We start from the raw sequence: 25956 nt of genomic DNA, 5'->3' as shown, positions 1-25956 counted from the left end.
CCCTTCCTCCCATTCATCTCATCGATCCATATCCAATATCCACTTCATGCCAAGACTCCAAAACAAGATCAGCATCATCACCGGCGCCGCCCAGGGCATTGGCCTGGCCACCGCACTCAAGTTTGCCCAGGAAGGCGCCATCGTCATCGTCTGCGACGTGAAACAAGCCGGTGTGGATGAAGCCGTCAAACAGTGCCAGGCCCTGGGCGCGCAGGCCGTTGGTTATGTGATGGACGTGACCCAGCGCTCCATGGTGGATGCAGTGGTCGGCGAGGTCAAGGACCAGTTCGGCCGCATTGATGTCCTCGTCAACAACGCCGGCATCACGCAGGATGCGAGGCTGCAGAAAATGACACTGGAGCAATTTGACAAGGTGATCGACGTGAACCTGCGCGGCGTCTTTCACTGCGCGCAAGCGGTGGCCGACACCATGACAGCGCAAGGCAGCGGCGTGATACTGAACGCCAGTTCAGTCGTCGGCATCTACGGCAACTTCGGCCAGACGAATTACGCGGCCAGCAAGTTCGGCGTGATCGGCTTCACCAAAACCTGGAGCCGCGAACTGGGCCCCAAGGGCGTGCGCGTGAATGCGGTGGCCCCCGGTTTTATTTCAACGCCCATCCTCAGCACGATCCCCGACAAGGTGCTCAAGGAGATGGAAGCCCATGTGCCGCTCAAGCGCCTGGGAAGGCCGGAGGAGATTGCCAATGTCTATGCGTTCCTCGCGAGCGATGAGGCGAGTTATGTCAATGGGGCTGTGATTGAGGTTTCTGGCGGGATGTCGGTCTAAGGTGGTATCGCGAAAGCGACTTTCGCTGTCGGGAACCATGCTTGACCGAACAATCAAGCGAAAATTCCACTCATGACAATCTGCAATATAGATATAGCTTTTTAGTTCTTTGGGAGACACGGGGGAATCCCCAAAATGCACCCACAGATGGTCACAAATCCGAACTCCGTAGTTGACGACCTCATCGATCGCATCACTGAGATCGTGCTGCGAACCTATGAGGTTGATCAACTCTTGCCGCACGAAAGCGCCGAGCGCCTCTCGCTTGCCGCGCATGAACTTGTGAGCGCCATTTCGACGGACACAGGGCAAATCGAGTTCTCCTGTGAGCTGACCCTTGCCGCTCACGAAAGGAAAAGCGCATTCCTGGTAAGGGTGCAGGGCCAGGCCGCCTATGAAACCCCGATCTGGCGCATCAATGAAATCTATAACGTAGTTGTGGACCCGCTTGACCGCGGGGAGTCCTTATTTACCGACCTGCAGTAGATTCACTCGATGGTGACGGCAGAAGGGTTCATCTGCCGCAGCCACGCCCCGGGCGACAAACCCACACTGCCCTTGAAGCGCCGGCTGAAATGGCTCTGGTCGGCAAAACCGCAGGCGGCAGCCACCTCGGCCAGGCCCTGCCCGGCCAGCATGGCTGACTGGGCGCGTTCGATGCGCACGGCATTGAGGTAGATATGCGGCGGTACGCCAAACTGCCGGGCGAAGGCGCGGGTCAGATGAACACGCGACAAGCCGGCCTCGCCTGCGAGGGCATCGACGGTGATGTCCTGGTCGAAGTGGCTGCGCAGGTAGTCGCGAATGCGGGCCATGCGCGCAACGCCAGCCGGCTTCACTTCATCGCCTGAGCGCCGCTCGCCATAGCGCTGCAGCAAGTGCACCAGCACATTGCGCGTAAGCTCTTCGGCACGCAGCGACTCTTGCGCCTGCCCGCCTGCGCCTATGGCGCGCGCCAGCGCGCGGCCCATGGCGGCGTCGCGCACCACAGGTTGGCAAAAATAAGCCGCCATGTCGAGGCCGGCTTCCTTGTCACGGCATTCGTTCACCACCTGCTGCGACACATACAGCATGCTGTAGCCAAAACCTTCCTGCGTGCCGCGCTGGCCGTCGTGCGGTTCGTCGGGATTAAAAAGAATCACATCGCCGCGCAGACTGGCGTGCAGCGTGCCGCCGCAGTGAAAGGTCTGCACACCGGAGGCGGTGACCCCTATGGAATAGGTTTCGTGGCTGTGGCGCTCGAAGGTGTGCTCAGTGAAGTGGGCGTTCATCTGAGTCACGCCGGCCAGTGCGCCGGGACGAAAGCGGGCCCAGTCTTTGGGCGTGGGGGCCTGGGCGTCGTGCATGAAACAATCGTAAAGGAAACAATCGTACAAGACGCAGCAGCCCTGGACAAGGAAACTCCCTCTTCAACCGCACTCAACCGCCATGAAAGAGGAGTTCACATGAAAGAAGCCGTAGACCTGCAGACCAAGCTCGCGACCTTTGAAGGCCACTGGCAGCCGCGCACCGTGAGCGAGTTCAATGGGCACGACGTAATGGTCGTCAAGGTCCAGGGAGAATTCAGCTGGCATTCGCACCCCGAGAGCGACGATTTCTTCCTGGTGCTCAAGGGCGAGCTACACATCGACATCGACGGCCAGCCCACCGTCACGCTCAAGCCAGGCCAGCTGTACGTGGTGCCTCGCGGGGTGCGCCATCGTCCGCGGGCGCCGCAAGAGGCGCACCTGCTGCTGATTGAGCCGACCGGCGCGCCCAACAGCGGCGATGCAGCCACAGCGGCGCCGCGCCGGGTGATCTGAGGCCGGGCTGCCGAACCAGATGTGTTGCCAGAAGATGCCACATACTTGACTTTGTCAATCAATTGATTGACGATATCTACCATGATCTCGTCAATCAATACCACCGCCTCAAGCACGCCTGCCCCGCTCCAGACTGGAGCGCCCCCCGCTTCTACAGCCCACGTCAAGGCCGTGCGAAGCTTTAACCGCTTCTACACCCAGCGCATCGGCGTACTGGACCCCTATCTGGACAGCGAGTTTTCGCTGACGGAGGTGCGGGTGTTGTATGAGCTGGCCCACCGCGACCAGCCCACAGCCACGGAGCTGGGGCGCGACCTGGCACTGGACGCGGGTTACCTGAGCCGCATCCTGCGCCGCTTCGAAAGCCAAGGCTGGCTGGCGCGCGCGTCTTCGCCGGCGGACGCGCGGCAAAGCCTGCTGAAGCTGACCAAGGCCGGCCACGCTGCATTTGCGCCGCTGCAGCAGCGCTCCCGCGACGAGGCCGCCGCCCTGCTGGCCGCGCTGGCGCCGGACCACCAGCAAAAGGTGGTGACGGCCATGACCACGGTGCAGCGGCTTTTGGCCAGCCGCACGGAACCTGCCGCGACACGAACCGTGCTGTTGCGCGACCCCGGGCCCGGCGACATCGGCTGGGTGGTGCAGCAACACGGTGAAATTTATGCGCGTGAATACGGCTGGAACAGCGAGTTCGAGGCCCTGGTGGCCGATATTGCCGGCAAATACCTCAAGAACCACCAGCCGGAATGGGAGAAGTGCTGGATAGCCGAAGTCGACGGTGAGCGCGCGGGCGCGGTGTTTGTGGCGCGTAAATCAGCCACCGTGGCCCAGCTGCGCATGTTGATCCTCACGCCGCAGGCGCGCGGACTGGGCCTGGGCGGGCGACTGGCCGACGAGTGCATCGCATTTGCGCGCAGCAAGGGCTACAAAAAAATGGTGCTCTGGACCAACAGCTGCCTGGACGCAGCGCGCGCCATTTACGCCAGGCGTGGTTTCAAGCTGACCAGGAGCGAGCCCTACCATGGCTTTGGGAAAAAAAACCTGGTCGGCGAAACCTGGGAGCTGCGGCTGTAGCCGCCATGCAGGGCATGTCGGGCGCCGGCCCGGAAATTCATGCCATTTTGGCCTGCAGCGCATATTCGGCGGGCGCAAGCAGCTATCTTATTAATAGCAAACGGCGGTCCTCGGTCTCCTGTGCGCAGGCTGTGGTGCATCGATGAAGCGGCGATAATTGGTGCATGAGCACCCCTCCCGCCGAAGACCACCCGAAACCCCGATCCCTCTCCGACCTTTTCATTTCATTCACCTTGCTGGCGCTTCAGGGCTTTGGCGGTGTACTGGCTGTCGTGCAACGCGAGCTGGTCGAAAAAAAGCGCTGGATGACGCGCGAGGAATTCATTGAAGACTGGGCCGTCGCGCAAATCATGCCCGGACCCAATGTAGTCAACATCTCACTGATGATAGGTGGCCGCTACTTCGGCCTCAAGGGCGCCCTGGCAGCGCTGGCCGGCATGCTGACGGTACCGCTGGTGCTCGTGTTGCTGCTGGCCGTGGTCTATGCCCAGTTTGCCGGGCATCCCGGCGTGGCTGGCGCGCTGCGCGGCATGGGCGCCGTGGCAGCAGGGCTGATCGGCGCGACCGGCCTGAAGCTGTTCGGCGCGCTCAAGAAAAACGTGCTGGGCCTGCAGCTGTGCGCCGCGTTCGGTGTGGCCTGTTTTGTGGCCATCGCCCTGCTGCGCTTTCCGCTGGCCTACGTGCTGCTGGGGCTGGGCGGCGTGGCCTGTGTGCTCGCTTACCGCAGGCTGGCACCATGACCGAGTCGCTGCACCTCGTCTTCGGCGCTCGGGAATGGTTTGACCTCTTCCTGCATTACCTCTCGCTGTCGCTGCTGTCGATCGGCGGCGCCATCACCACCGCACCCGACATGCACCGTTTCCTGGTCGACAAGCAGCACTGGCTAACCGACGCGCAGTTCAACGCGTCCATTGCCATTGCGCAATCAGCCCCCGGGCCGAATGTGCTGTTCATCGCTTTGCTGGGGTGGAATGTGGGGCTGAACGCGGGGGGCATGCTGACCGGGCTGCTGGGCGTTTTCCTGGCGATGCTGGGCATCCTGATTCCCAGCACCACCCTCACCTACCTGGCCGCGCAGTGGGGTCACCGCAACCGCGAACTACGCGCGGTGCGGGCTTTCAAGCAGGGCATGGGACCCATCGTGGTGGCCTTGCTGATCGCGACAAGCTGGATATTGGCCACCGCCAACGGTAGTTCGCTGAAAGACTGGCCGGTGTGGCTGCTGGCGGCCACCACAGCCGTGATTGTCTGGCGCAGCAAAATCCATCTGCTGTGGCTGCTGGGCGCTGGCGCATTGCTGGGCTGGTATGGGCTGGTCTAGCAACCCGTTTCGGGGCGGCTACTCTGGTTTGCCGCGCCGGTGAAAGTACACCATGCGCGCAGCCTGCCGCATGGGTTCGGTGTCCAGGGCCATATTGAAGATCCAGTCGGCCTGAAAGCGGTCAAACAGCCAGCGCAGCGTGCGCTTGGCGCGGAACTTCGGGTAGTGCCGCACCAGCCCTTGCGCTGGATCAGCCGGGTCGCTGCCATCGGCCGAACCACCTTGCAAAAAGGCGGCTACCGCGCTGCCCACCGCGTCGCCATGCTGCAGTGCCGTGTGGATGCCACCAGCCGTCACGGGCGACACCATGCCGGCGGCGTCACCGACCAGCATGACGCGTGCATCAGACACCCGCTTCAGCACCCCGCCGCAGGGAATCATGCCGGCGCGCGTCGCCAACGGACTTGCGTTGCCGACATCCACATGCGGCGCGATTTTTTCCATGAAAGCGCCCATCCACGCCTGTTTGGCAGGCACGGACGCGCCTGAGGGGGACATCCGCCTGGCCAGCCCGATCTGGTGAATGCCGGCACCCGCAACAGCCCAGCCGATGTAGCCGGGCGCGAGCTGGCGGTCTATGAAGCAGTGCAGCAGGTTGGCATCCAGCCGGGCCTGGCCGTATTCATGCTCGATGCCGAAGAGAAACTGGGTATTGAGCGACAGGCCCAAAGCCTTGGCCACACGCGAATGGGGGCCGTCGGCGCCGACCAAATAGCGAGCCTGCAGCACCATCGGCTCCTGCGATGCAACCGACTTGACCGACACGGCCCAGCCGCCGCTGTCTCGCGCAGCCTGCTCGAACAGCGTGCCGCCCAGCAAGGTGACACCGTCCGCCACGACGGACGCACACATCCAGTCCAGCAGGGCCGGCGTGTCGGTTGCCCAGAAGTAATAACCGGGCGCGTGCAGATCGACATGGCGAAGATTGGGCGAATAAAGCCTCACGCCGTCCACCTGCCGCACCAGCGCCGCGGGCACTTGCTGCAACCACGGGATGGTGTCTATGGCATCTTTCACGATGATGCCGGTGGTGTGCAGCTTGTCGCCGGAAGAAGTCTTCTTTTCGACAATGGCGACCTGCAGGCCCGCCCTGGCCGCGGCGCGCGCGCAGGCCAGCCCGGCAAAACTGGCGCCTATGACTACCAGGTCGAAGTGCTGCGGCGTCGTCATGCCCTGCGCTGGCGCAGGGCTTCGTACAGGCACACACCGCTGGCTACGGACACATTCAGGCTTTCCACCGCGCCATGCATCGGGATGCTGACCAGCTCATCGCAAGTCTTGCGCGTGAGCTGGCGCATGCCCTCACCTTCAGCGCCGAGCACCAGCGCCACAGGGCCTTTCAGGTCCACGTCGTAAATTGTTTTTTCCGCATCGTCGCTGGTGCCTATGCACCAGATGTTGCGTTCCTTGAGCTCGCCGAGGGTACGGGCCAGGTTGGTCACCATGAAATAGGGCATGGTTTCGGCGGCGCCACTGGCGACCTTTGCGACGGTCGCATTGATACCGGCCGCGTGGTCCTTGGGCGCGATCACCGCATGGGCGCCGGCGCCATCGGCCACACGCAGGCAGGCGCCGAGGTTGTGCGGGTCGGTCACGCCGTCGAGCACCAGCAGCAGCGGCTGGGCAACACCGGCTTCTTCGAGTTGCTCCAGCAATTCGTCGAGCGATTTGACCTGCGCCAGTGCGTCGACCCGGGCCACAACACCCTGGTGGCCGTGGCTGCCGCACATCTTTGCCAGGCGCAAACCGTCGGATTCGATCAGCCGCACACCCGCCTCCCGGGCCCGGTCCGTGAACTGGCGCATGCGCGCATCGCGGCGGGACACATCGAAAAACACTTCCAGGACGGATTGGGGCGCTGTTTTGATACGAACGCCGACGGCATGGAAGCCAAAAAGCACTTTGGGAGAAGAAGACATGGCAGCGATTATCACTGTTGGCCGTAATTGGCATTACTACCGGTGTATCGGGTGCGACGAGCGGGGCACAATGGCCCCCGGGCAGGACTAAAATAGTAACAATTTGTTGGACCTGCTGAATAATCCCGCTCTGCTGACTGCAGGGCACCTGGAGGCGCTATGGGCTTGAGACTGAAATTCAATTTGGTGCTGGTCGTGGTTTTTTTGGCCGGCTTTGCCGCGGCCGGCTACATCTCGCGCCAGCTGCTGCAGGACAATGCGCGCGAAGAGGTGCTGCGCAACGCCCGCCTCATGATGGACACCGCGCTTTCCGTACGGGCCTACACCGTCGAGCAGATCAAGCCGCACCTGGACAAACAACTCGAGGAAGTGTTCCTGCCCCAGACCGTTCCGGCCTACGCCGCCACCGAAACGCTGGGCCACATCCAGAAAAAGTACCGTGACTACGGCTACAAGGAAGCCACGCTGAACCCGACCAACCCGCGCGACCGCGCCACCGACTGGGAAGCGGATATCGTCCAGCAATTTCGCCAGAATGCCGAATCGAAAGAACTGATTTCCGAGCGTTCCGCCGCCACGGGCCGCCTGCTGTACATTGCCAAGCCCATCCAGATCACCAACGCGGCGTGCCTGCAGTGCCACAGCGTACCGGCCAATGCGCCCGCCAGCATGATCAAGGTCTATGGCGAGGCTAACGGCTTCGGCTGGAAACACAACGAAATCATCGGCGCGCAGGTTGTCACCGTTCCCATGGACATTCCCATCCGCAACGCAGACCGCACCTTCAAGACCTTCATGGCCTCGCTGGCAACTGTCTTCGCCGTAGTTTTTGTCGTACTTAACCTGATGCTGAGCTGGCTCATCGTGCGGCCTATCCGCCGCATGTCCCAGGCCGCCGACAAGGTGAGCACCGGTGACTTTGATGTACCGGAATTCGCTGACGGCGGCAAAGACGAAGTGTCCGTGCTCGGCGGCGCGTTCAACCGCATGCGGCGCAGCCTCGAAAAAGCCATGCAGATGATCGACCACGGCGCCTGATGTCCGGCCGGGCTCAATAATTCACAGGCACCCTCAGCCCCCACGAATCGATCCCACGAATGGAAGAACCGGAAGAAACAACGCAAGCCCTGCCCGTGCGTCCCACAGGCGGCGAAGGCAAAGACGCGGCTGCGCTTCTGCCGGGACAAACCGTTTTTGAATACCGCATCGACAAGATGCTGGGCGGCGGCGGCTTCGGCATCACCTATCTGGCGCAGGACATCAACCTGCAGTTGCCGGTAGCCATCAAGGAGTATTTTCCCGGCGACCTGGCCGTGCGCGCGGAGGACCTGTCGGTGCACGTGCGCTCCAGTGCGAACAACGGCCAGTTCAATTGGGGGCTGGAGCGCTTCCTCGACGAAGCGCGGGCGCTGGCGTCCTTTCGCCACCCGAACATCGTGCGGGTGCTGCGTTACTTCAAGCAAAACGGGACCGCCTACATCGTCATGGAGTACGAGTCCGGCGACCCGCTCAAACGCTGGCTGGCCAGGCAGCCGGCGCTGGACCAACAGGGTCTGCTGAAGATCGTCTACCCGTTGATGGACGGGCTGGAAGCGGTGCACAAGGTGAATTTCCTGCACCGCGACATCAAGCCGGACAACATCTACATCCGCGCCGACGGCACACCGGTGCTGCTCGACTTCGGCGCCGCCCGGCGCGTGACCGGCAACCACGACATGACCAACATCGTGAGCCCTGGTTTCGCACCGTTTGAGCAGTACCACAGCAAGGGACACCAGGGGCCGTGGACGGACGTCTATTCGCTGGGGGCGGTGATGTACTGGATGACAACGGGGCACAAGCCGATGGAGTCGGCTTCGCGGGTGCGCGAGGACACCATGCCCAAGGCGGCCGACACGGCCAGCGCGGTGGTCTTCGGTGCGCCCCTGCTGCGCGCCATTGACTGGGCCATGATGCCCAACGAAACACAGCGCCCGCAGGACGTCGGAGCCCTGCGCCAGGCCCTGATCAGCTCGGACTTTCTCAAGACGCAGACCATCCGCGCCGCCAACCCGTCGTCCAACACAGCCGCCATTGCCCCGGTAGCGACGGTAGCGCCGCAGACCGATACGTCAACCACAAAGACAAGCAAGCTGCTGTCCGAAAGCGCCGTGCTCGCCTACGCGGCCAATTCCCAGTCCATTCCGCTCAATAGCGCCGAAAATCTGCGCAAGAACGTACTGGGCACGATCATGTTCCTGGACCTGGTGTCCTACTCCACCTATTCGGTCGACCAGCAGGTGGCACTGAAGACCCTGTTCAACGAACTCATCACCAAGGCCATCGGCGGCGTGAAGGAGTCGTCGCGGATCATGATCGACACCGGCGACGGCGCGGCGATCTGCTTTCTGGGCGACCCCGAAGAGGCCCTGCAATCGGCCCTGCTGCTGCGCGACCTCCTGGTACAAAAGTACGGCCGCAAGCTGTCCCTGAGGGTGGGCCTGCACCTGGGACCGATCCGCATGGTGTTTGACATCAACAACCGCGTCAATGTGGTGGGCGACGGCATCAATGTGGCCCAGCGCATCATGGACTTCTCCAGGCCCAACCAGATCGTGGTCTCGCGTGCCTATTACGACGTGATTTCACGCATCACCGACAGCGCCGCCAGCCTCTTCGACTACCTCGGCCCGCACATGGACAAGCACCTGCGCTCGCACGAGATCTATGCGGTGCTGGACCCGAACGCCGCACCGGCCGCGCCGATGTCCCGCAACATGGAGTTCGAGCACACGGCATCGTTTGCCGCGCTAGCGTCGCTCACCCCGGAAATCGCGCTGGAAATTGAAAACGAGCTGGCCAAGGCCATCGGGCCTCTGGCCAAGGTGCTGGTCAAGAAGGCCATTCCGCGCACGGTCAGCGCCCAGGGGCTGCGCGACCTGCTGGCCATTTCCATTCCCGATGCGACAGCCCGCGAAGCCTTCCTGAAGCCGCGCCACGCCAGCGCGACGGTGAATTCGGGGCTGCATGGCGCCAGTGGCCCGTTGCGGTCCACCGGCGGCAGCAGCAGCTACAGCCGGCCCATTTCCTCGACGTTTTCCCGCCCCTTGCGCAGCGACATGAGCAGGCCCCTGTCCACGTCGGCAACGACATCCGGAACGACCTCGGCATCCTCCACATCCATCAATGTGCAGAATTTCAATGCGGAGCTGCAGGCGCAACTGGAACGCGCGCTCAGCCAGCATATCGGCCCGCTCGCCAAAACCCTGGTGCGCAAGGAAGCAGCCCGGCAACTTACCTTTCTGGCACTGATCCACGCCTTGGCCCAGCAGATTGACCGGCCTGATGACCGCGCGAAATTTCTGGCGGTAGCGCAGAAAATGCACGGGGGGCGCTGAGCGCAGCTTTTTTCAGCCTCGCATACGCTATGCTTTTGATAGCTGCCTGCGCACGATGAAAAAGGCCTCCAGGCCATTTCCCCTTAAGATTTTCGCCCGGGATATTTTCGAAATCACTCCGGGCTGACACGCCCCGCATCAATGGTGATGCGCCGCTCGCAGCGCGACGCGATGGCCTGGTCATGCGTCACCAGTACCAGGGTCGTGCCGAGTTCGCGGTTGAGCTCAAACATCAGCGACATCACCGTCTCGCCGGTGGCAAAGTCCAGGCTGCCTGTCGGCTCATCGGCCAGCAGCACCGCCGGCTGCACCACAAAAGCGCGGGCCAGTGCCACACGCTGCTGTTCGCCGCCAGACAACACTTTCGGATAATGGCCCAGCCGCTCCCCCAGACCGACACGCTTGAGCATGTCGGTGGCCAGCGAGCGTGCGTTTTTGGCGCCCGACAGCTCCAGCGGCAGCATGACGTTCTCAAGCGCCGTCAAATTGCCCATGAGCTGGAAGCTCTGGAAGACAAACCCGACCTTCTGCGCTCGCAGGGCGGCCCGGTCGTCTTCGCTGATCGCAAAGATGTCCTGCCCCGCCAGCCTGACCGTGCCCTGCGTCGGGGTATCCAGCCCTGCGATGATGGACAACAAGGTGCTTTTGCCGGAACCCGACGCACCGACAATGGCGGCGGTTTCCCGGGGAGCCAGGGCGAAGTCAATATCGCGCAAAATGGCCAATGTGCCGGTGGAGTCGGTGACCGACTTGAAAACATGCTCAACGGAAATAATTGAAGACGTCGGGGACGGTGCGGGCACAGCGGAAGCCGCAGCCCTGGAACCATCATTCACGCCACTCACCACGGGTTCAAACATGTCGGCCTTGTCAGGAAATATGAATTCAGACTTTACCAAGCTTGCCCTTGCGGCGGCAAAGCGTTTGCTAAAACCTTTCGGGGCGCTGCTTGTGGCCGCCGTGATGGGTGGCGGCGCTCCGGCGGCAATAGCGCAAACGCCGGTGCCCAAAGGGGAAACCATTCTGGTGGTCGGTGATTCACTCAGCGCCGAATACGGCCTGAAACGCGGAACGGGCTGGGTGCCGCTGCTTGAAAAACAGCTTGCCAGCGAAAAAAAGACGGCCAAAGTCGTCAACGCCAGCATCAGCGGTGACACCACTTCGGGCGGCAGTTCGCGCCTGCCGGCGCTGCTCGCGCAGCACAAGCCTGCGGTGGTGGTGATTGAGTTGGGCGGCAACGATGCCCTGCGGGGATTGCCGCTGGACATGACCGAAAGGAATCTTGTCACGATGACGCAGGCGTCCAAAAAAACAGGGGCCAGGGTGCTGCTGGTAGGCATGCAGGTGCCGCCCAACTACGGCAGCGCCTACGCGGCCACGTTTTCAGGGCTGTTCGGCAAGATCGCCAAGGCGGAAAAAGTAGCCCTGGTGCCCTTCTTTCTCAAGGGCATTGCCGACGCGGCCGACCCGGTGGCCAACTTCCAGGCGGACCGGATCCACCCGAACGAGCAGTCGCAGGCGAAGATGCTTGCCAATGTGTGGCCCGAACTGAAGAAACTGGTCAAGTGAGCCTGGACCGAATTTCTGCCGAAGAGGCGCTCCAAACGCTCGGGAGTTATTCCGGGGTGATTGACGCCCGCAGCGAAGGCGAATACGCCGAAGACCACCTCCCGGGCGCGGTGAACTGGCCCAGCCTGCGCGACGAAGAACGCAAAATCGTCGGCACCAAATACAAGCAGATCAGCCAGTTCGAAGCCAAAAAACTGGGCGCGGCGCTGGTGGCCAAAAACATTGCCGAGCACATCCAGCGTGACGTGCTGGACAAACCCCGGGAATGGCAACCGCTGCTGTATTGCTGGCGCGGCGGCAAGCGCAGCGGCTCGCTGGCGCTGGTGTTGGACCAGATCGGCTTCAAGGTGACGCTGGTGGACGGCGGTTACAAGGCATTTCGCGCCGCGCTGGTGGCGGATTTGCCGCAGCTGGCCGGCCGCTTTAGCTACCGGGTGGTGTGCGGCCCCACGGGTTCGGGCAAGACCCGGCTGTTGCAGGCCCTGGCGGCCGAAGGCGCGCAGGTGCTGGACCTGGAAGCGCTGGCCAACCACCGCAGTTCGGTGCTGGGCGCCATCCCCGGTGTGCAGCAGCCCAGCCAGAAGGCGTTTGACAGCAGCATCTGGGCTGCGCTGAAACGTTTTGATCCGGCCCAGCCGGTCTACATTGAAAGTGAAAGCAAGAAAGTCGGCAATGTGGCCGTGCCGGAAGGCCTGATCACCGCCATGCGGGCCAGCCCTTGCCTGCAGCTGGACCTGCCGGAGGATGAACGCGTAGCGCTGCTGCTGGAAGACTATGACTTTTTCGTGAAAGACATCGCGTTCTTCTGCGAACGCCTGGGCGCCCTGACGGAAGCACGCGGCAAGGCCGTTGTGCAGGACTGGCAGGCACGCGCCCGCAGTGGCGACGTGGCTTCGGTGGTGCGTGAACTGCTGGTCCAACACTACGACCCGGGCTATCTCCAGTCGATGCAGCGCAATTTTTCCGGGCATGCCACGGCCCGTGTGCTTTCGCCGCAGGACCACAGCACCGCAGCCATGGCCGCGCTGGCGCAAGCCCTGCGGGCTGAAAATTCCGCTCCCTGAAACGACAAACCCGGCAGACCTTTACAGGTATTGCCGGGCTTTTGATTGCCTGCCGTTCTTCCCGGCGTTTGGTTGCTACCAAATCAATAGCTGCTTGCGCTTGTCCATAAAGGGCTGCAGCCTTTTTTCATTAAAAATCGCGGGGACTCAGGGGGCCGGGTCTACAGGCGGGAGGCCACCGGGCGCCTCACCGTCGGGATCGGGCGTATCGGTCCCGTCGTCAGCGGCATCGTCCGGCTTGCCCTCTGCCTTGCGCTTGAGCTTTTCTTCTTTTTTGCGTTTTTTCGCAAGCTCTTTCTGGCGCTTTTCGTAAGAGTAATTGGGAGTTGCCACTGCGTGCTTTCGTGAATAGGTAACCCTTACTGTACTGCATTGCCGTCACGGTATGCCAAGCCTTTGATCAGGCTTTTTCCAGCGCCTGGGCAATGTCCGCCTGCAGGTCCGTAACGGCCTCCAGGCCCACCGAAAAGCGCACCAGACCCCCCTTGTACGGCCATGCCGTGGTGCGCAGGGCCGGTATGTCGTACGGCGCACACAGGCTCACGGGGCCCGCCCAGCTATAGCCCAGTTTGAAGAGCTTGAGGCTGTCACAAAAGCGGTCCACCCGGTCCTGCGTGAACTCCGGCTTGAAGACGGCACTCATCAGGCAGGCGGCGCCCCTGCTGTCGCGCTTCCAGGTTTCATGGCCAGGCGAGCCGGGCAAGGCCGGGTGCAGCACGGCCGCGATTTGCGGCCGGGTTTGCAGCCAGCCGGCCAGCTCCCGCGTCGCGGCATCCTGCGCGGCATAACGCAAGGCCATGCTGTTCAGGCCGCGCAACACCAGTTCAGCATCGTTGCCGCCTATGCCGTAGCCGACGCGCATGTGGCAAAAGTGAACCAGATGATGCAGCGCCTCGTCGCGCGTGACGACGGAGCCCATCAGCACATCGGCACCGCCGCTGGGGTATTTGGTCAGGGCCTGGACCGAAATATCGAGCCCCAGGTCAAATGCATTGAAAGCCAGGCCGGCGCCCCAGGTGTTGTCGAGCGCGGTCACGATGCCGGCGGGGTGGGCATTCTGGTGCGCCTTGATGGTGGCGACCAGCGCCGGCATGTCGGGAAACTCCAGCGTGATGGAGCCCGGCGCTTCGATCCACACCAGCCGGGTTTTGGGGCCCAGCTTGGCGGCCAGGTCGGCCGGGTTCATCGCGTCGTAAAAGCGGTGGGTGATGCCCCAGGCGGCCAGCTCGCCCTGCGCGAAGCTCTTGTTCGGCCCGTAGGCATTGTCGGGAATCAGCAGTTCGTCGCCGGCCTTAAGCAGCGCCATGCCAACCAGCACCACTGCCGCCAGGCCACTGGGCACCAGCGTGCAGTATTTGCCCCCTTCCAGGGTGGCGATGCGCTCTTCCAGCGTGAAGGTGGTGGGGGTTCCGTGCAGGCCGTAGGTGTAGCCGGTCTTGTGCTTCCAGTCGCGGCTGCGCAGCGCGGCGACTGTCGGAAAGGCAATGGTGGAGGCCTTGTAGACCCCGGGCGGTATGGCGTCAAACCCGGCGGGGGGCTTGTAGGGGTGGTGGATCAGGGTGGTGGAAATGTCGGATGGAGAATCGCTCATGCAGCGATATTACGGCAGTTTTCCAGCGCTGCTCAACCCTCGTTCGGGGTAATTCGGCCATCCAGGGGACATGGAATTGGCAAGCAGAAAACAACCCTCCGGGCAGCATCGGCAAGGACCTTATCGCTCCTTGTCGAAATAGCCCGCGTCCGCGATGCCCATCAACTTCACCAACTCGTGGCGCAAGGCCGCACTCTCCGGGCCTTCGGTGCGTAACCCGCGAAATGTGTTGGCACATCTCTGCCAGCGGGATTCGCCACGGGCCACCGCACCAAAGCGTCCTACTTCAAGCGCTGGTCTCGTCGTTTTGAAAAGTAGCTCAACCACCACCCAATATATATCGTCGTCCCCGAATCTTTGCACCGACCGAACCGCACGGAATTCATCGAAATCGTATTCGTCGAAGCTTCTCCCGAGAAAGAGAGATGTTTTCCAATCGCGAATACGCTTTGTCTTTTGATTGACGTCAAAATTGAAACTGCCATGCTGGGAAGTCCATAGCATCCACCATACGGTGCCAACCATCATGAATGTACCGGTGCAAAGGAGAAGCCATGACAACCACGGCTCTGGTGCCCGGCGACCCAAAAACGCGATGAAACCGCCGCTGCAAATCATCAACGGAACCGCCAAAATGAGGAGTATCCAAGCAGCCAAACCAGCAGATGCTTCGGTTTGAAGTGACCTCCAGTTTTGCGGCCCGTCAGTGGACGGCAAGACCGGCGGACTTTGCGTCATGCGGCGCTGATGGGCGTCAAACGGAGATATCCGACGCCTCTAGATCTTCCACTTCGCCATCAACTGCGCGGGTGACAGCGAGTCGTAGCCTTCAAAAGGCTGGTGGATCCATGGATTGGTGGGCAGCAACTCAACCGAATAATCAGGCTGAAAAGTAGACACGCCCTTGGTCCAGATCACAGCGCTGCGCAGCTCGGTGATGGGTTTGTAGTTGTTCTTGAGCTGGTGGATCACGGCGTTGAGCGTGTGGCCGGAATCGGCCAGGTCATCGACCAGCAGCACCTTGCCCGCGATTTCGCCCTTGGGCGTGGTGATGAAGCGGGCGATGTCGAGGTTGCCCTGCGTCATGCCGGCGTCGGCGCGGTAGGAGCTGGTGGACATGATGGCCAGCGGCTTGTCGAAAATGCGAGAAAGGATGTCGCCGGGACGCATGCCACCGCGAGCCAGACACAGGATGGTGTCGAACTGCCAGCCGGACTGGTGGATCTTGATGGCCAGTTTTTCAATCAGGTTATGGTACTCGTCGTAGCTCACATAGAGATGCTTGCCGTCTTCTGTCAACATGAAATGCTCCTGATTTGATAGCTGCTTGCGCCCGTCCCTATTGGGTTGGGTGCATTTTTTGCTGAGGTTTTCTGGCTAGGCGGCGTACGGATTGCGCAGCAGGATGGTGTGGTCACGGTCCGGGCTGGTCGAAATCATGTGGATCGGCACACCGGTGACTTCCTCGATCCGGTGCAGGTATTTCTGCGCGGCAGCCGGCAGCTTGTCGTATTGCGTGACGCCCACGGTGCTCTGGCTCCAGCCCGGCAAGGTCTCATAAATCGGCTTGCAGCGCTCGATCTCTTCAGCGCCCATCGGCAGGATGTCGGTGATATGGCCGTCAAGCTCGTAGCCGGTGCACAGCTTGAGCTCGTCGATGCCGTCCAGCACGTCGAGCTTGGTGATGCACAGGCCCGAGAGGCCGTTGACCTGGGCCGAGCGCTTGAGCAGCGCAGCGTCAAACCAGCCGCAGCGACGGCTACGTCCCGTGGTCACGCCTTTTTCGGCGCCCACGGTACTGAGGTGGTAGCCCACCGTGCCGGGCTTTTCCCAGTCGAGTTCGGTCGGAAAAGGCCCGCCGCCCACGCGGGTGCAGTAAGCCTTGGTGATGCCGAGGATGTAATGCAGCATGCCCGGGCCCACGCCCGCGCCCGCAGCGGCATTGCCGGCCACACAGTTGCTGGAGGTCACATAGGGATAGGTGCCGTGATCGACATCGAGCAAGGTGCCTTGCGCGCCTTCAAACAGCAGGTTGGCACCGGCCTCGTTGGCATCGTTGAGCTCGCGCGAGACGTCGGCCATCATGGGTTTGAGCAACTCGGCGTGGCGCATGGCTTCTGCGTAGACGGTATCGAAGTCGACTGCCGGCGCATGCAGGTAGCCGGTGAGCACGAAATTGTGCAGGTCGAGCAATTCACGCAGCTTGGCGGCAAAGCGATCGGGATATTTCAGGTCCTGCACGCGCAGCGCGCGGCGGGCAATCTTGTCTTCATACGCGGGGCCGATGCCGCGGCCGGTGGTACCGATCTTGGTCGTGCCACCCTTCTCGCGGTAAGCCTCGCGCGCGACATCCAGCGCGACGTGAAAAGGCAGGATCAGCGGGCAGGCTTCGCTGACGCGCAGGCGGGAACGCACCTCAACGCCGGCTTTTTCCAGCCCCTCAATTTCTTCGAACAATTTGGCGGCCGACAACACCACGCCGTTGCCGATATAGCACTTCACGCCGGGGCGCATGATGCCGCTGGGAATCAGGTGCAGCGCCGTTTTCACACCATTGATGACCAGCGTGTGGCCGGCATTGTGGCCGCCCTGGAAGCGCACCACGCCTTGCGACATCTCGGTCAGCCAGTCGACCAGCTTGCCCTTGCCTTCGTCGCCCCACTGGGTGCCCACGACCACGACATTACGGCCCGCGGCTGCGGTTTGTTTGTTTGTCATCTTCAATTCTCGTTAAGGTTTCGGGATAAAGCCGGGCGCAGGCCCTCAAGCGGCTTTTTTAAGGGGCTGGACCACCCATTGACCGGCAGCGTTTGCCAGTTCGCGGTCGCAATCAAACTCATTGACTTCATGTTCGTGGCCGGGCAACACGCAGGCCACGGTTTCGCCGCCCGCGCGCAGGCGGGCGATGGCGGCACGCAGGCCGATATCTTCGCCCCAGGGCGCACGGATGGCTGCCTTGAGGGCCCGAGGAGGCAGCACACTGACCAGCTCTTTGAGGTCAAGGCTGAAGCCCGCTGCAGGCCGGTTGCGGCCGAACACGGCACCGACTTCGTCATAGCGGCCGCCGCGCACCAGTTCGGCGCCCTGCCCGTAAATGGCAAAGCGGGTGCCGCTGTAATAAGCGTAGCCGCGCAGGTCGGCCAGGTCAAAACTGACCTTGACGTCGCCTTTTTCACCCCTGGTGTGTGCGGCCAGCCATTTCAGGTTTTGCAGCGCTGCTTTCAGGCCCGTTGAGGGCGGCAGGATTTTTTCCGCTTCGGCCAGCACTTTCTCGTCACCATAAAGCTGCAACAACGCCTTGAGGCCGTCTCGCGCCGCAGCCGAAATGCCGTCCTTGAGGCTGGCGATCAGGCTGCCGAGCTCGCTCGCGTCCTTGGCCGCCAGCGCGGCATGGATGAGCGCCAGGGTTTTGCCGTTGACGGTGGCGCCAGCCAGCAAGCTGTTGACGATGCGGACATCCGCCATGTCCACGCTCAGTTCAGTGACGCCGGCCGCCTTGAGGCCTTCCAGCGCCAGCTGCTGGGCTTCCAGATCTGCCTCCAGGCCGGCATGGCCATAGATTTCCGCGCCAAACTGCAGCGGTTCACGGGTGGCATGAGGCCGGTCGGCACGGGTATGCAGCACCGGGCCGCAATAGCACAGGCGGGCAACACCGCTGCGGTTGAGCAAATGCGCATCAATGCGGGCTACCTGGGGCGTGGTGTCGGCACGCAGGCCCAGCGTTCGGCCGGAGAGTTGGTCCACCAGCTTGAAAGTCTGCAGATCAAGGGCCTCGCCAGTGCCGGTCAGGAGCGACTCGAGGTGCTCCAGCAGCGGAGGCATGACAAGTTCATAGCCATAGCTGCGGGCGGTGTCGAGGAACAGACGGCGCAGCTCTTCGATGTGGCGCGCCTCGGAAGGCAGGACATCGGCAATTTGATCGGGCAATTGCCATGATGACGACCAGGCGGGCATTGTGATTTTCGTGGGCTGTTAAAAACAGCATTTTACCGGGCTTGAAGCGGGTTTTCGGCCCGCTGAAGGCCCAATGACGCACTCTGGCGGAAATACGTGGCAGTGAGCGGCTTGCCGAGGGAGGCGAAATCAGGCCAGCACAGCCAGCAGGATCAGGCCCGCCGCAATACTGCACAAGCCGAAGAAGCGGATCTGGCCGTTACCCAGAGTGAGAATCTGCTCGAACATGCGGCGCCAGCCGCCGGGAGAGATGAAAGGCAACAGGCCCTCGATGACCAGCATCAGGGCCAGCGCCATCCAGAAGGTGTTGCCGTCCACGCCGGCTTATTTTTTGGCGGGTGCGGCGTTACCGGAGCCTGGGCCGCGCATCGCCTTGAAAAAGTCGGACGAAGGGTCAAGAACCATCACGTCGCTCTTCTTGTTGAAGCTGGCTTTGTAGGCATCGAGGCTGCGATAGAACTGGGCGAACTGCGGGTCGCGGCCGAACGATTCGGCATAGGTGCGAGCGGCTTCGGCATCGCCCTCGCCTTTGACCTTTTGCGCATCGCGGTAGGCGTTGGCGATGGTGACTTCTCGCTGGCGGTCGGCGTCGGCACGGATTTTTTCGCCTTCTGCCAAACCGGTAGAACGCAGTTCATTGGCCACGCGTTGGCGCTCCGCAACCATGCGCTTGTAGACGGAATCGGTGATGGCTTCCACATAGTCCACGCGCGTGATACGCACGTCGACCACGTCAACGCCCCAGGGCTGCGCACCCTGCACGGCTTGAAGCACTTCCCGCTTGACGTCGGCCATCAGGGCTTCGCGCTTGAGCGAAAGCAGGTCCTTGACGGTGCGTTTGTTGATCTCTTCCTGGAAGGCATTGCGCACCACGCGGTTGAGCTGGTTGGCGCCGGTTTTTTCGTCCAGGCCGACGTTGCGGATGTAGTCGGTGGGCTGGATGATGCGCCAGCGCACGTACCAGTCGATCACGACACGCTGCTTTTCTGCCGTCAGCATGGGCTCGGCGTCGACGCTGTCGAGCACCAGCAGGCGCTTGTCGATGTAAGAGACGTTCTGGAACGGCGGTGGCATCTTGAAATGCAGGCCCGGTTCAGTGACCACATCCTTGATCTGCCCCAACGCATAAACCACGCCGAACTGCCGCTGGTCCACCACAAAAAGCGTGGAGCTGAGCAATGCCAGGATCACCAGCAACGAAGAAATGATAAATCCAACTCTATTCACGATCGTCTTCCTTAGCGTGTTTCACGATCGCGCGTGCGGGAAGCATCGCGGGATCGGGCATCAAGGGGCAAGCTGGAAACAGGCGCGGCAGGCACCGTTGGCGAAGACGCTGCGCCGGGAACCAGCGCGGGCTCTGCGGTACTGCCAGCATCACCCTGCGTCGTCATCTGCATGATTTTGTCCAGCGGCAGGTACAGCAGGTTGGAGCCCTGACGGGACTCGACCATCACCTTGGTCACACTGGAATAAACCTGCTGCATGGCGTCGGTGTACATACGGTCACGGGTCACCTGGGGCGCCTTCTGGTATTCGGTCAGCACCGAACGAAAGCGCTGGGCATCACCCTGTGCCTGGGCCACGATTTTGGCTTTGTAGGCTTCAGACTCTTCCTTGAGGCGGGACGCGGAACCCACGGCACGCGGGATCACATTGTTGGCGTATGCCTGGGCTTCGTTCTTGGCGCGTTCGCGCTCCTGGCCGGCCTTGAGCACATCGTCAAACGCTGCCTGCACCTGCTCGGGGGGGCGCACACCGCTCTGCTGAAGGTTGATGCCGACAACTTCAACGCCGACCTTGTAACGATCGAGGATGGTCTGCATCAGGGCGCGCACGCGTGGCCCGATCTGGTCACGCTCTTCCGCCAGGGCCAGGTCCATCTTCATTTTCCCGACCACTTCACGGACGGCTGTTTCGGCAGCCTGAACCACCGCCGCTGCAGGGTCCTTGCTTTCAAACAGATAGGCGCGCGCATCGTTCAGGCGGTACTGCACGGCAAACTTGATTTCAACGATGTTTTCGTCTTCAGTCAGCATGGCCGAGTCGCGCAGGCCTGTCGCCTTGATGATGACGTCACGGCCGACATCCACTGAACGGATCTGCGTGACCACAACGATTTCGTGGCGCTGCACAGGATACGGAAGCCGCCAGTTGAAGCCCGCGCCCACGGTCGAGTGGTATTTGCCAAACTGGGTGATGACGGCCTGCTGGCCTTCCTGGACAATGAAAAACCCGGTGCCCAGCCAGATCAGCACTGCGACACTGGCAATCAGTCCGACACCAATGCCGGCACTCTTCATGTCGGGCTGAAAGCCGCCGCCACTGCCGCCGTTGTTCCCACCGCCATTGCCGCGGCCAAATCCACCACGGTTGGGGTTGTTCTTGCCACCGCCAAAAAGGCCACCCAGCTTGCGGTTGAAGTCGCGCCAGAGTTCATCCAGGTCGGGTGGGCCCTGGTTGGGCCCCTGCCCCTGCGGACGGTTGGCGGGCCGGGTCGGTTGCTTGTCCTCCCGCGGAGCTTCGGGCTTGGCATCGTCAGAAGACGGTTTGTCGTCATCCCGACCCCAGCGCGGATCATTGAGGTTGAACATGCCTTGGGCGCGTTGCTTGAGCCGGCCTGGCAAGCTCGTCAAGGTCTGCAGCACGGGGTTCAGATTCATGGGATCAAACTCACTTTTTTTCGTTACACCGACATTGTGCCTAATGAAACCGCCATATCAGGCAAGGTCCTCGGCAGTTTGGGGGATTTCGTCGGCGGGCGGGTTGACCGCATAGCCAGCCAGCAGCGCCCGCAAAAGCGGCAGGCCTTCACCTGTCTGCGCACTCACGAACACCCGTTCAACGCTGCGGCTTGAGCCCTCAAACGCGTCCCTCAGTTCGAACATGTCTTGCAGGTGCAGGGGCAAGCTGTCCTTTTCAATAGCGTCCAGCTTGTTGAACACCAGTATTTGCGGCACATCGGCCGCGCCAATCTCCGAAAGCACACGCTGGACCTGCTCGATCTGCTCGAGGTAGTCGGGATTGGCGCCGTCCACCACGTGCAGCAGCAAGTCGGCATCCGCTGCTTCCTGCAGCGTTGCAGCAAAGGCATCAATCAGGCCGTGCGGCAGGTCGCGGATGAAGCCCACCGTGTCCGACAACGACACGGAACGCGCGGCGTCACCCAAATAAAGCTGCCTCGTGGTGGTATCGAGCGTTGCGAACAACTGGTCGGCCGCATAAGCACGCGCTTTGACCAGTGCATTGAAGAGCGTGGATTTTCCCGCGTTGGTGTAACCCACCAGGGAAATCGTGAAGGAATTGCGGCGCTCGCGCTGCTTTCGCTGCGTTTGCCGCTGCTTCTTGACCTTGAGCAAGCGTTCTTTGGTGCGCTTGATCGCGTCACCGATCATGCGTTTGTCGAGCTCGATCTGCTTCTCACCCGGGCCGCCGCGCACACCGGCGCCGCCGGTTTGCCGCTCCAGGTGGGACCAGCGCCGCACCAGGCGTGTAGACATGTATTGCAGCCGGGCCAGCTCAACCTGCAGCTTGCCTTCGTGACTACGCGCGCGCTGGGCAAAGATTTCAAGAATCAGCAGGGTCCGGTCGTTGACCGGCATGTCCAGGTGCCGCTCCAGGTTGCGCTGCTGCGCCGGGCTTAGGGACTGGTCGAACAGAATTTCCGTGGCGCCGGTATCCAGCGCCATCAGCTTGATTTCGTCAGCTTTTCCGCTGCCGATGAAGAGCGCGGCGTCGGGCGCCTTGCGTCTGCAGGTGACGCGCGCAACCGGCTGCAGGCCTGCTGTTTGCGCGAGCAAACCCAGTTCCTGCAGATCAGCATCAAAGTTTGGCAACCCCAGATCGACCCCTACAAGAAGGACCAGGGGTTTCGGGCTCACCGGAGCATCGTACGAACTCAGCTGGCGGGGCTTTCTTCAGACTCGTTGGTCGCGAAATTTACGGCGCGACCTGGAACGATGGTGGAAATCGCATGTTTGTAGACCATTTGGGTCACAGTGTTGCGAAGCAGAACCACATATTGATCGAAGGATTCGATCTGACCCTGCAATTTGATCCCGTTGACGAGATAAATGGAAACAGGAACATGCTCGCGACGCAAGGTGTTGAGAAATGGGTCCTGCAAGAGCTGGCCTTTGTTATTGCTCACGATATTTTCCGTGTTCAAAAGTTAATAGAACTTGACCTTACCACAGGGCGTGGCCCGGGTCATGTAGTCCTAGGCCGTTTCCTTGTCTTTAAAGGGGTTGTGGGAGCTCTTCATCTGGATGCGCAAGGGCGTGCCGACCAGGTCAAATTCCTTGCGGAAACGCCCTTCCAGATAGCGTTTGTACGACTCGGTGACGTGTTCGAGCGAATTACCGTGGATGATGATGATGGGTGGGTTCATGCCGCCCTGGTGGGCATAGCGCAGCTTGGGGCGAAAAACACCCGAGCGCTGGGGTTGCTGGAACTGCACGGCTTCCAGCAGCAGCCGGGTGAGCACGGGTGTGGACATCTTGCGATTGGCCGATGCATGGGCCTGAACAATCGACTTCCAGACAGGGCCCAGTCCCTGGCGCTTGATGGCCGAGATCGGGTGGATGGCGGCGAATTTGAGGAAGCCCAGCCGGGTCTCGATGGAGCGCTCGAGAAGCTCGCGCTGGTAGGAGTCCACAGCGTCCGACTTGTTGATGGCCAGCACCACCGAACGGCCGCTTTCGAGGATGTAGCCGGCAATGTGGGCGTCCTGGTCGGTCACGCCTTGGGTGGCATCGAGCAGCAGCAGCACTACGTTGGCGTTTTCGATGGCCTGCAGGGTCTTGACCACGGAAAACTTCTCGATGGCCTCAAAAACCTTGCCTTTGCGGCGCAGACCTGCCGTGTCAATCAGCTCAAACTTCTGCCCGGCACGCTCAAAAGGCACAGAAATGGCGTCGCGGGTTGTCCCGGGCAAATCAAAGGCCACCAGGCGTTCTTCACCCAGCCAGGTGTTGATCAATGTGGACTTCCCCACGTTGGGGCGTCCTGCCACGGCCAGACGAATCACAGAAGGATCTTGAGGCTCAGCCTCTTCGTCCGGATCCGGCAAATTGAGCGGCGCCAAGGCCATGTCAACCAGCGTGCGCATGCCCTGGCCGTGTGAGGCGGAAACCGCCAGCATCTCGCCCATGCCCAATTCAAAGAACTCGGACAGCTGCACGCCTTCAGTCATGCCCTCGGCCTTGTTAGCAGTCAGGATGGTGGGTTTGCCCAGCTTTCGCAGGTATTTGGCAATATCGTGGTCCTGCGCACTGATGCCGGCGCGGGCGTCAACGACAAAGATGACCACATCGGCTTCCGCGACCGCCTGCCGGGTCTGCTTGGCCATTTCCTTGTAAATACCGGACGCCGCATCGGGTTCAAATCCGCCGGTGTCGATCACGATGTATTCGTGGGGTCCCAGCTTCCCGTTACCGTAATGACGATCCCGCGTCAGGCCGGCAAAGTCGGCCACGATCGCATCCCGCGTCTTGGTCAGCCGGTTGAAAAGCGTCGACTTGCCCACATTCGGACGGCCGACTAGCGCTATGACAGGTTTCATCAATCAGTTTCTGGCAGGACCGTAGGCCCTTATTGAGGCTGGAAGCCGTAAACACCACCGTTTTGCGTCACGGCGATCAGCGTATTGCCAGCAAGCACGGGCGTTGCCGCAATGGCTGAGCCATCGGTAGGCAGGCGATTGAGCAGTGAGCCGTCTTCGCGGGAAAGCAGGTGGATGTAGCCGGAAAAATCGCCCATGGCGATAGAGCGCCCGACGACCACCGGCGCCGTGAGGCTGCGGTAGCGCAGGCGGTCGGTGGACCACGCACGCTCACCATCGGTGCGGCGCCAGGCGTTCACAGTGCCATCAGCTTCCGTGCCGAACAGCAGGCGATCGTCGCCATCAATGCCCTGTACACCGTTGGCCGGCTTGGCCCACAGCAGGTTGCCGCGCACAGCGTTGACGCATCCAACGCTTGCCTGGAATGCCCGCGTGCAAACGATATCGCCCTGCCGGCTGACACGTCCTACCAGGTCGACGAGCCGTTCCACGTCATTGACGCCGCGAGGCGTGGCAATCGGTGCCTCCCAACGGATGCTACCGTTGGACGGATTAAGGCCCACGAGGCGGCCGGCCAAACCTACGACCAACGTATCGCCCACCGCCAGCATGACGCCGGACTGACGAAGCACCAGGGGCTCGTTGGGCCGCTGCTGCGCCCAAAGCTTGCGACCCGTCAGCCCGTCAAAGGCCGTGACCGAACGGTCTGCGGCCAGGACAAATACCCTCAAGCCAGCCACGAAGGGAGCGGAAAATGCCTGGGCGCCCAGCTTTTGACGCCAGAGTTCCTTGCCATCCTGCAACGCGATGACTTCATTGGCCTTGGTTACCACGGCAACGACCTTGCCGTCGTTTCCAGCACCGGCGGCCAGGGGTGTATTCAGCGCAAGGCGCCAGAAATCGCGACCAGTTTGGGCATCCAGCAAAGCCACGGTGCCGTCACCACTGGCCACTGCCACGGTGTTGCCCGAAACCCCCATCTCAAGCGGGAAGTTCACCTGCCCCACGCGGGTGGTCCAGATCTGGCGCGCAGACACCAACCCAGTGACCGGCTGAAGTTCTGCGGGTTGCGGTTTTGCAGGACCGCCACCGAAAAAGGAACACCCACTCAGAATCGCTATCAAAACAATAGCTGCCGGCGCACGCACCGCTTGGACCAGAGGCCTAAAAGATTGATAAATCATTTCTTCACCTCTTTATTTGATGGCGCATCGGCCTTGGTTGTCTCTGCGCCGGGATCAACCCCCAGCGCGTTGAGCTTGACCTCAACCAGACGCCGGTACTCGGAGCGCTCGTCAAGCCCCTTGTAAGCCTTTTCGTATTCACTTTTCGCCTCTGACTTCTTACCCTGCGCTGCCAGAATATCGCCACGCCGGTCGGCGACCAATGCCGTGAAGTCCTTCGGAAATGGGCCCGAAACCTGCTGCAGGGCCTCGTCATAAGACTTCTTCTCAATCAGCAGCCCCGCCAGGCGCAACCGGGCAATGGCCTGATAGCCCTCATCAGAGGCTTTTTCAGCGACCCAATTCAGAGCAGCACGCGATGCGTCGACATTGCCTTTGTCGTAATATGCCTTGGCGGCAAGCAGTCCCGCCTGTTGAGCGTACGTTGTCCGGCCAAAACGATCCTTCATGTCGGCCAGTGAGCGGTCAATTTTTGCCACGTCACCGGACTGCACAGCGCGCTCGACTTCGTCATACATGACCGAAGCCTGGGCTGCCTGGTTACGCTGCCAGTACTGGTATCCATTCCACGCGGCAAAGGCCCCGAGCACCACAATCAGGGCCCAGGTGATCATGTCACCGTACTGCTTCCAGAAGTGCTTGAGCTCGTCAAGCTGTTCCTGTTCTTCCAAATCGAGATGTTTTGCCATAAAAGTCTTTGTTCTGCCCCGGAAATGGTGCGGATTGAGTTGGGGTGATTGTAGAGGCCCGG

Annotated in this window: 28 protein-coding genes; 10 read left to right on the top strand and 18 right to left on the bottom strand. The window is 61.6% G+C overall.

From position 1 onward, the window contains the following. Nucleotides 1–46: 46 nt before the first annotated feature. Together fabG and AC1DWQ_RS09340 are read left to right on the top strand one after the other, a co-directional pair. Nucleotides 47–790, top strand: coding sequence for a 3-oxoacyl-ACP reductase FabG (gene fabG / locus AC1DWQ_RS09345; protein WP_477669373.1), 744 nt, complete (start codon nucleotides 47–49; stop codon nucleotides 788–790). A gap of 147 nt (nucleotides 791–937) precedes the next feature. After that, nucleotides 938–1276, top strand: coding sequence for a hypothetical protein (locus tag AC1DWQ_RS09340; RefSeq protein ID WP_477669372.1), 339 nt, complete (start codon nucleotides 938–940; stop codon nucleotides 1274–1276). A 2-nt stretch (nucleotides 1277–1278) separates the two neighbouring features. On the opposite strand, the gene AC1DWQ_RS09335 is transcribed toward AC1DWQ_RS09340, so the two are convergent. Next, nucleotides 1279–2136 carry an AraC family transcriptional regulator gene (locus AC1DWQ_RS09335; protein WP_477669371.1) on the bottom strand — a complete coding sequence of 286 codons (858 nt, stop codon included), beginning with the start codon at nucleotides 2134–2136 and terminating at the stop codon, nucleotides 1279–1281. 99 nt (nucleotides 2137–2235) lie between these two features. Here AC1DWQ_RS09335 and AC1DWQ_RS09330 point away from each other — a divergent pair, with 99 nt between their 5' ends. From AC1DWQ_RS09330 to AC1DWQ_RS09315, 4 genes are all read left to right on the top strand, one after another. Continuing rightward, complete coding sequence (locus AC1DWQ_RS09330; RefSeq protein WP_457280693.1) at nucleotides 2236–2592, top strand: cupin domain-containing protein; 357 nt, start codon at nucleotides 2236–2238, stop codon at nucleotides 2590–2592. An 81-nt stretch (nucleotides 2593–2673) separates the two neighbouring features. Beyond that, nucleotides 2674–3663, top strand: coding sequence for a bifunctional helix-turn-helix transcriptional regulator/GNAT family N-acetyltransferase (locus AC1DWQ_RS09325; protein WP_477669370.1), 990 nt, complete (start codon nucleotides 2674–2676; stop codon nucleotides 3661–3663). 164 nt (nucleotides 3664–3827) lie between these two features. Continuing rightward, nucleotides 3828–4403, top strand: a complete 576-nt coding sequence (locus AC1DWQ_RS09320; protein ID WP_457280691.1) for a chromate transporter — start codon at nucleotides 3828–3830, stop codon at nucleotides 4401–4403. Continuing rightward, a complete protein-coding gene (locus AC1DWQ_RS09315; protein ID WP_477649214.1) occupies nucleotides 4400–4984 on the top strand; it encodes a chromate transporter in 585 nt (194 codons plus the stop codon). The genes AC1DWQ_RS09320 and AC1DWQ_RS09315 overlap by 4 nt, the downstream gene beginning before the upstream one ends. 18 nt (nucleotides 4985–5002) lie before the next feature. Here AC1DWQ_RS09315 and AC1DWQ_RS09310 read toward each other — a convergent pair whose 3' ends face one another. Together AC1DWQ_RS09310 and rlmB are read right to left on the bottom strand one after the other, a co-directional pair. Further along, nucleotides 5003–6154, bottom strand: a complete 1152-nt coding sequence (locus AC1DWQ_RS09310; RefSeq protein WP_477669369.1) for an NAD(P)/FAD-dependent oxidoreductase — start codon at nucleotides 6152–6154, stop codon at nucleotides 5003–5005. Next, nucleotides 6151–6903 (bottom strand): 23S rRNA (guanosine(2251)-2'-O)-methyltransferase RlmB, encoded by a 753-nt coding sequence (gene rlmB, locus AC1DWQ_RS09305; RefSeq protein WP_477649216.1) that lies wholly within the window; start codon nucleotides 6901–6903, stop codon nucleotides 6151–6153. Before rlmB ends, AC1DWQ_RS09310 begins: the two co-directional genes overlap by 4 nt. A gap of 159 nt (nucleotides 6904–7062) precedes the next feature. Between rlmB and AC1DWQ_RS09300 the strand changes: the two genes are divergently transcribed. Both AC1DWQ_RS09300 and AC1DWQ_RS09295 read left to right on the top strand, forming a co-directional pair. Beyond that, nucleotides 7063–7941 (top strand): c-type heme family protein, encoded by an 879-nt coding sequence (locus tag AC1DWQ_RS09300; protein ID WP_477669368.1) that lies wholly within the window; start codon nucleotides 7063–7065, stop codon nucleotides 7939–7941. Nucleotides 7942–8000: 59 nt separating this feature from the next. After that, nucleotides 8001–10280 carry a protein kinase domain-containing protein gene (locus tag AC1DWQ_RS09295; protein ID WP_477669367.1) on the top strand — a complete coding sequence of 760 codons (2280 nt, stop codon included), beginning with the start codon at nucleotides 8001–8003 and terminating at the stop codon, nucleotides 10278–10280. Nucleotides 10281–10393: 113 nt separating this feature from the next. On the opposite strand, the gene AC1DWQ_RS09290 is transcribed toward AC1DWQ_RS09295, so the two are convergent. Beyond that, nucleotides 10394–11140: an ABC transporter ATP-binding protein gene (locus AC1DWQ_RS09290; protein WP_477669366.1), complete on the bottom strand. Its 747-nt coding sequence runs from the start codon at nucleotides 11138–11140 to the stop codon at nucleotides 10394–10396. Nucleotides 11141–11243: 103 nt separating this feature from the next. On the opposite strand from AC1DWQ_RS09290, the gene AC1DWQ_RS09285 reads away from it, so the two are divergent. Together AC1DWQ_RS09285 and mnmH are read left to right on the top strand one after the other, a co-directional pair. After that, nucleotides 11244–11849 carry an arylesterase gene (locus tag AC1DWQ_RS09285; RefSeq protein ID WP_477669619.1) on the top strand — a complete coding sequence of 202 codons (606 nt, stop codon included), beginning with the start codon at nucleotides 11244–11246 and terminating at the stop codon, nucleotides 11847–11849. Further along, on the top strand, nucleotides 11846–12913 hold the full coding sequence (gene mnmH / locus AC1DWQ_RS09280; protein WP_477669365.1) for a tRNA 2-selenouridine(34) synthase MnmH: 1068 nt from the start codon (nucleotides 11846–11848) through the stop codon (nucleotides 12911–12913). The genes AC1DWQ_RS09285 and mnmH overlap by 4 nt, the downstream gene beginning before the upstream one ends. A gap of 147 nt (nucleotides 12914–13060) precedes the next feature. Here mnmH and AC1DWQ_RS09275 read toward each other — a convergent pair whose 3' ends face one another. The 14 genes from AC1DWQ_RS09275 to AC1DWQ_RS09210 all read right to left on the bottom strand — a co-directional run bounded on the left by AC1DWQ_RS09275 (nucleotide 13061) and on the right by AC1DWQ_RS09210 (nucleotide 25894). Further along, nucleotides 13061–13246 (bottom strand): hypothetical protein, encoded by a 186-nt coding sequence (locus AC1DWQ_RS09275; protein WP_477669364.1) that lies wholly within the window; start codon nucleotides 13244–13246, stop codon nucleotides 13061–13063. A 67-nt stretch (nucleotides 13247–13313) separates the two neighbouring features. Further along, nucleotides 13314–14504: a PLP-dependent transferase gene (locus tag AC1DWQ_RS09270; RefSeq protein ID WP_477669363.1), complete on the bottom strand. Its 1191-nt coding sequence runs from the start codon at nucleotides 14502–14504 to the stop codon at nucleotides 13314–13316. Between the two features lie 120 nt (nucleotides 14505–14624). Further along, nucleotides 14625–15242: a hypothetical protein gene (locus AC1DWQ_RS09265; protein ID WP_477669362.1), complete on the bottom strand. Its 618-nt coding sequence runs from the start codon at nucleotides 15240–15242 to the stop codon at nucleotides 14625–14627. A gap of 39 nt (nucleotides 15243–15281) precedes the next feature. Then, nucleotides 15282–15806 carry a phosphoribosyltransferase gene (locus AC1DWQ_RS09260; RefSeq protein WP_411877599.1) on the bottom strand — a complete coding sequence of 175 codons (525 nt, stop codon included), beginning with the start codon at nucleotides 15804–15806 and terminating at the stop codon, nucleotides 15282–15284. A gap of 75 nt (nucleotides 15807–15881) precedes the next feature. Further along, complete coding sequence (locus AC1DWQ_RS09255) at nucleotides 15882–17222, bottom strand: adenylosuccinate synthase (RefSeq protein ID WP_457280680.1); 1341 nt, start codon at nucleotides 17220–17222, stop codon at nucleotides 15882–15884. Nucleotides 17223–17267: 45 nt separating this feature from the next. Then, nucleotides 17268–18458, bottom strand: coding sequence for an ATP phosphoribosyltransferase regulatory subunit (locus AC1DWQ_RS09250; protein WP_477669361.1), 1191 nt, complete (start codon nucleotides 18456–18458; stop codon nucleotides 17268–17270). Between the two features lie 129 nt (nucleotides 18459–18587). Next, nucleotides 18588–18776 carry a DUF2065 domain-containing protein gene (locus AC1DWQ_RS09245; protein ID WP_457280678.1) on the bottom strand — a complete coding sequence of 63 codons (189 nt, stop codon included), beginning with the start codon at nucleotides 18774–18776 and terminating at the stop codon, nucleotides 18588–18590. Nucleotides 18777–18782: 6 nt separating this feature from the next. Then, nucleotides 18783–19685 carry a protease modulator HflC gene (gene hflC, locus AC1DWQ_RS09240; protein WP_457280677.1) on the bottom strand — a complete coding sequence of 301 codons (903 nt, stop codon included), beginning with the start codon at nucleotides 19683–19685 and terminating at the stop codon, nucleotides 18783–18785. Between the two features lie 11 nt (nucleotides 19686–19696). Continuing rightward, a complete protein-coding gene (gene hflK / locus AC1DWQ_RS09235) occupies nucleotides 19697–21121 on the bottom strand; it encodes an FtsH protease activity modulator HflK (RefSeq protein ID WP_477669360.1) in 1425 nt (474 codons plus the stop codon). Nucleotides 21122–21178: 57 nt separating this feature from the next. After that, nucleotides 21179–22339, bottom strand: a complete 1161-nt coding sequence (gene hflX, locus AC1DWQ_RS09230; protein WP_457306705.1) for a GTPase HflX — start codon at nucleotides 22337–22339, stop codon at nucleotides 21179–21181. Nucleotides 22340–22356: 17 nt separating this feature from the next. Then, on the bottom strand, nucleotides 22357–22626 hold the full coding sequence (gene hfq / locus AC1DWQ_RS09225; RefSeq protein ID WP_411883131.1) for an RNA chaperone Hfq: 270 nt from the start codon (nucleotides 22624–22626) through the stop codon (nucleotides 22357–22359). A gap of 51 nt (nucleotides 22627–22677) precedes the next feature. Further along, nucleotides 22678–24021: a ribosome biogenesis GTPase Der gene (gene der, locus AC1DWQ_RS09220; protein ID WP_477669359.1), complete on the bottom strand. Its 1344-nt coding sequence runs from the start codon at nucleotides 24019–24021 to the stop codon at nucleotides 22678–22680. A gap of 29 nt (nucleotides 24022–24050) precedes the next feature. Next, entirely contained in the window at nucleotides 24051–25205 is a 1155-nt protein-coding gene (bamB, locus tag AC1DWQ_RS09215; protein WP_477669358.1) for an outer membrane protein assembly factor BamB, read from the bottom strand. Continuing rightward, a complete protein-coding gene (locus AC1DWQ_RS09210; protein WP_477669357.1) occupies nucleotides 25202–25894 on the bottom strand; it encodes a YfgM family protein in 693 nt (230 codons plus the stop codon). Before AC1DWQ_RS09210 ends, bamB begins: the two co-directional genes overlap by 4 nt. Nucleotides 25895–25956 lie beyond the last annotated feature (62 nt).

The sequence above is a fragment of the Polaromonas sp. P2_G11 genome, from assembly GCF_056403595.1.
Note: the sequence above shows the minus strand (reverse complement) of the source record. Positions and strands in the feature narration are given on the sequence as shown.

Coding starts and splice junctions, on each gene's coding strand:
- fabG (WP_477669373.1), top strand. CDS start 47: ATGCCAAGACTCCAAAACAAGATCAGCATCATCACCGGCGCCGCCCAG.
- AC1DWQ_RS09340 (WP_477669372.1), top strand. CDS start 938: ATGGTCACAAATCCGAACTCCGTAGTTGACGACCTCATCGATCGCATC.
- AC1DWQ_RS09335 (WP_477669371.1), bottom strand. CDS start 2,136: ATGCACGACGCCCAGGCCCCCACGCCCAAAGACTGGGCCCGCTTTCGT.
- AC1DWQ_RS09330 (WP_457280693.1), top strand. CDS start 2,236: ATGAAAGAAGCCGTAGACCTGCAGACCAAGCTCGCGACCTTTGAAGGC.
- AC1DWQ_RS09325 (WP_477669370.1), top strand. CDS start 2,674: ATGATCTCGTCAATCAATACCACCGCCTCAAGCACGCCTGCCCCGCTC.
- AC1DWQ_RS09320 (WP_457280691.1), top strand. CDS start 3,828: ATGAGCACCCCTCCCGCCGAAGACCACCCGAAACCCCGATCCCTCTCC.
- AC1DWQ_RS09315 (WP_477649214.1), top strand. CDS start 4,400: ATGACCGAGTCGCTGCACCTCGTCTTCGGCGCTCGGGAATGGTTTGAC.
- AC1DWQ_RS09310 (WP_477669369.1), bottom strand. CDS start 6,154: ATGACGACGCCGCAGCACTTCGACCTGGTAGTCATAGGCGCCAGTTTT.
- rlmB (WP_477649216.1), bottom strand. CDS start 6,903: ATGTCTTCTTCTCCCAAAGTGCTTTTTGGCTTCCATGCCGTCGGCGTT.
- AC1DWQ_RS09300 (WP_477669368.1), top strand. CDS start 7,063: ATGGGCTTGAGACTGAAATTCAATTTGGTGCTGGTCGTGGTTTTTTTG.
- AC1DWQ_RS09295 (WP_477669367.1), top strand. CDS start 8,001: ATGGAAGAACCGGAAGAAACAACGCAAGCCCTGCCCGTGCGTCCCACA.
- AC1DWQ_RS09290 (WP_477669366.1), bottom strand. CDS start 11,140: ATGTTTGAACCCGTGGTGAGTGGCGTGAATGATGGTTCCAGGGCTGCG.
- AC1DWQ_RS09285 (WP_477669619.1), top strand. CDS start 11,244: ATGGGTGGCGGCGCTCCGGCGGCAATAGCGCAAACGCCGGTGCCCAAA.
- AC1DWQ_RS09270 (WP_477669363.1), bottom strand. CDS start 14,504: ATGAGCGATTCTCCATCCGACATTTCCACCACCCTGATCCACCACCCC.
- AC1DWQ_RS09265 (WP_477669362.1), bottom strand. CDS start 15,242: ATGACGCAAAGTCCGCCGGTCTTGCCGTCCACTGACGGGCCGCAAAAC.
- AC1DWQ_RS09260 (WP_411877599.1), bottom strand. CDS start 15,806: ATGTTGACAGAAGACGGCAAGCATCTCTATGTGAGCTACGACGAGTAC.
- AC1DWQ_RS09255 (WP_457280680.1), bottom strand. CDS start 17,222: ATGACAAACAAACAAACCGCAGCCGCGGGCCGTAATGTCGTGGTCGTG.
- AC1DWQ_RS09250 (WP_477669361.1), bottom strand. CDS start 18,458: ATGCCCGCCTGGTCGTCATCATGGCAATTGCCCGATCAAATTGCCGAT.
- hflK (WP_477669360.1), bottom strand. CDS start 21,121: ATGAATCTGAACCCCGTGCTGCAGACCTTGACGAGCTTGCCAGGCCGG.
- der (WP_477669359.1), bottom strand. CDS start 24,021: ATGAAACCTGTCATAGCGCTAGTCGGCCGTCCGAATGTGGGCAAGTCG.
- bamB (WP_477669358.1), bottom strand. CDS start 25,205: ATGATTTATCAATCTTTTAGGCCTCTGGTCCAAGCGGTGCGTGCGCCG.
- AC1DWQ_RS09210 (WP_477669357.1), bottom strand. CDS start 25,894: ATGGCAAAACATCTCGATTTGGAAGAACAGGAACAGCTTGACGAGCTC.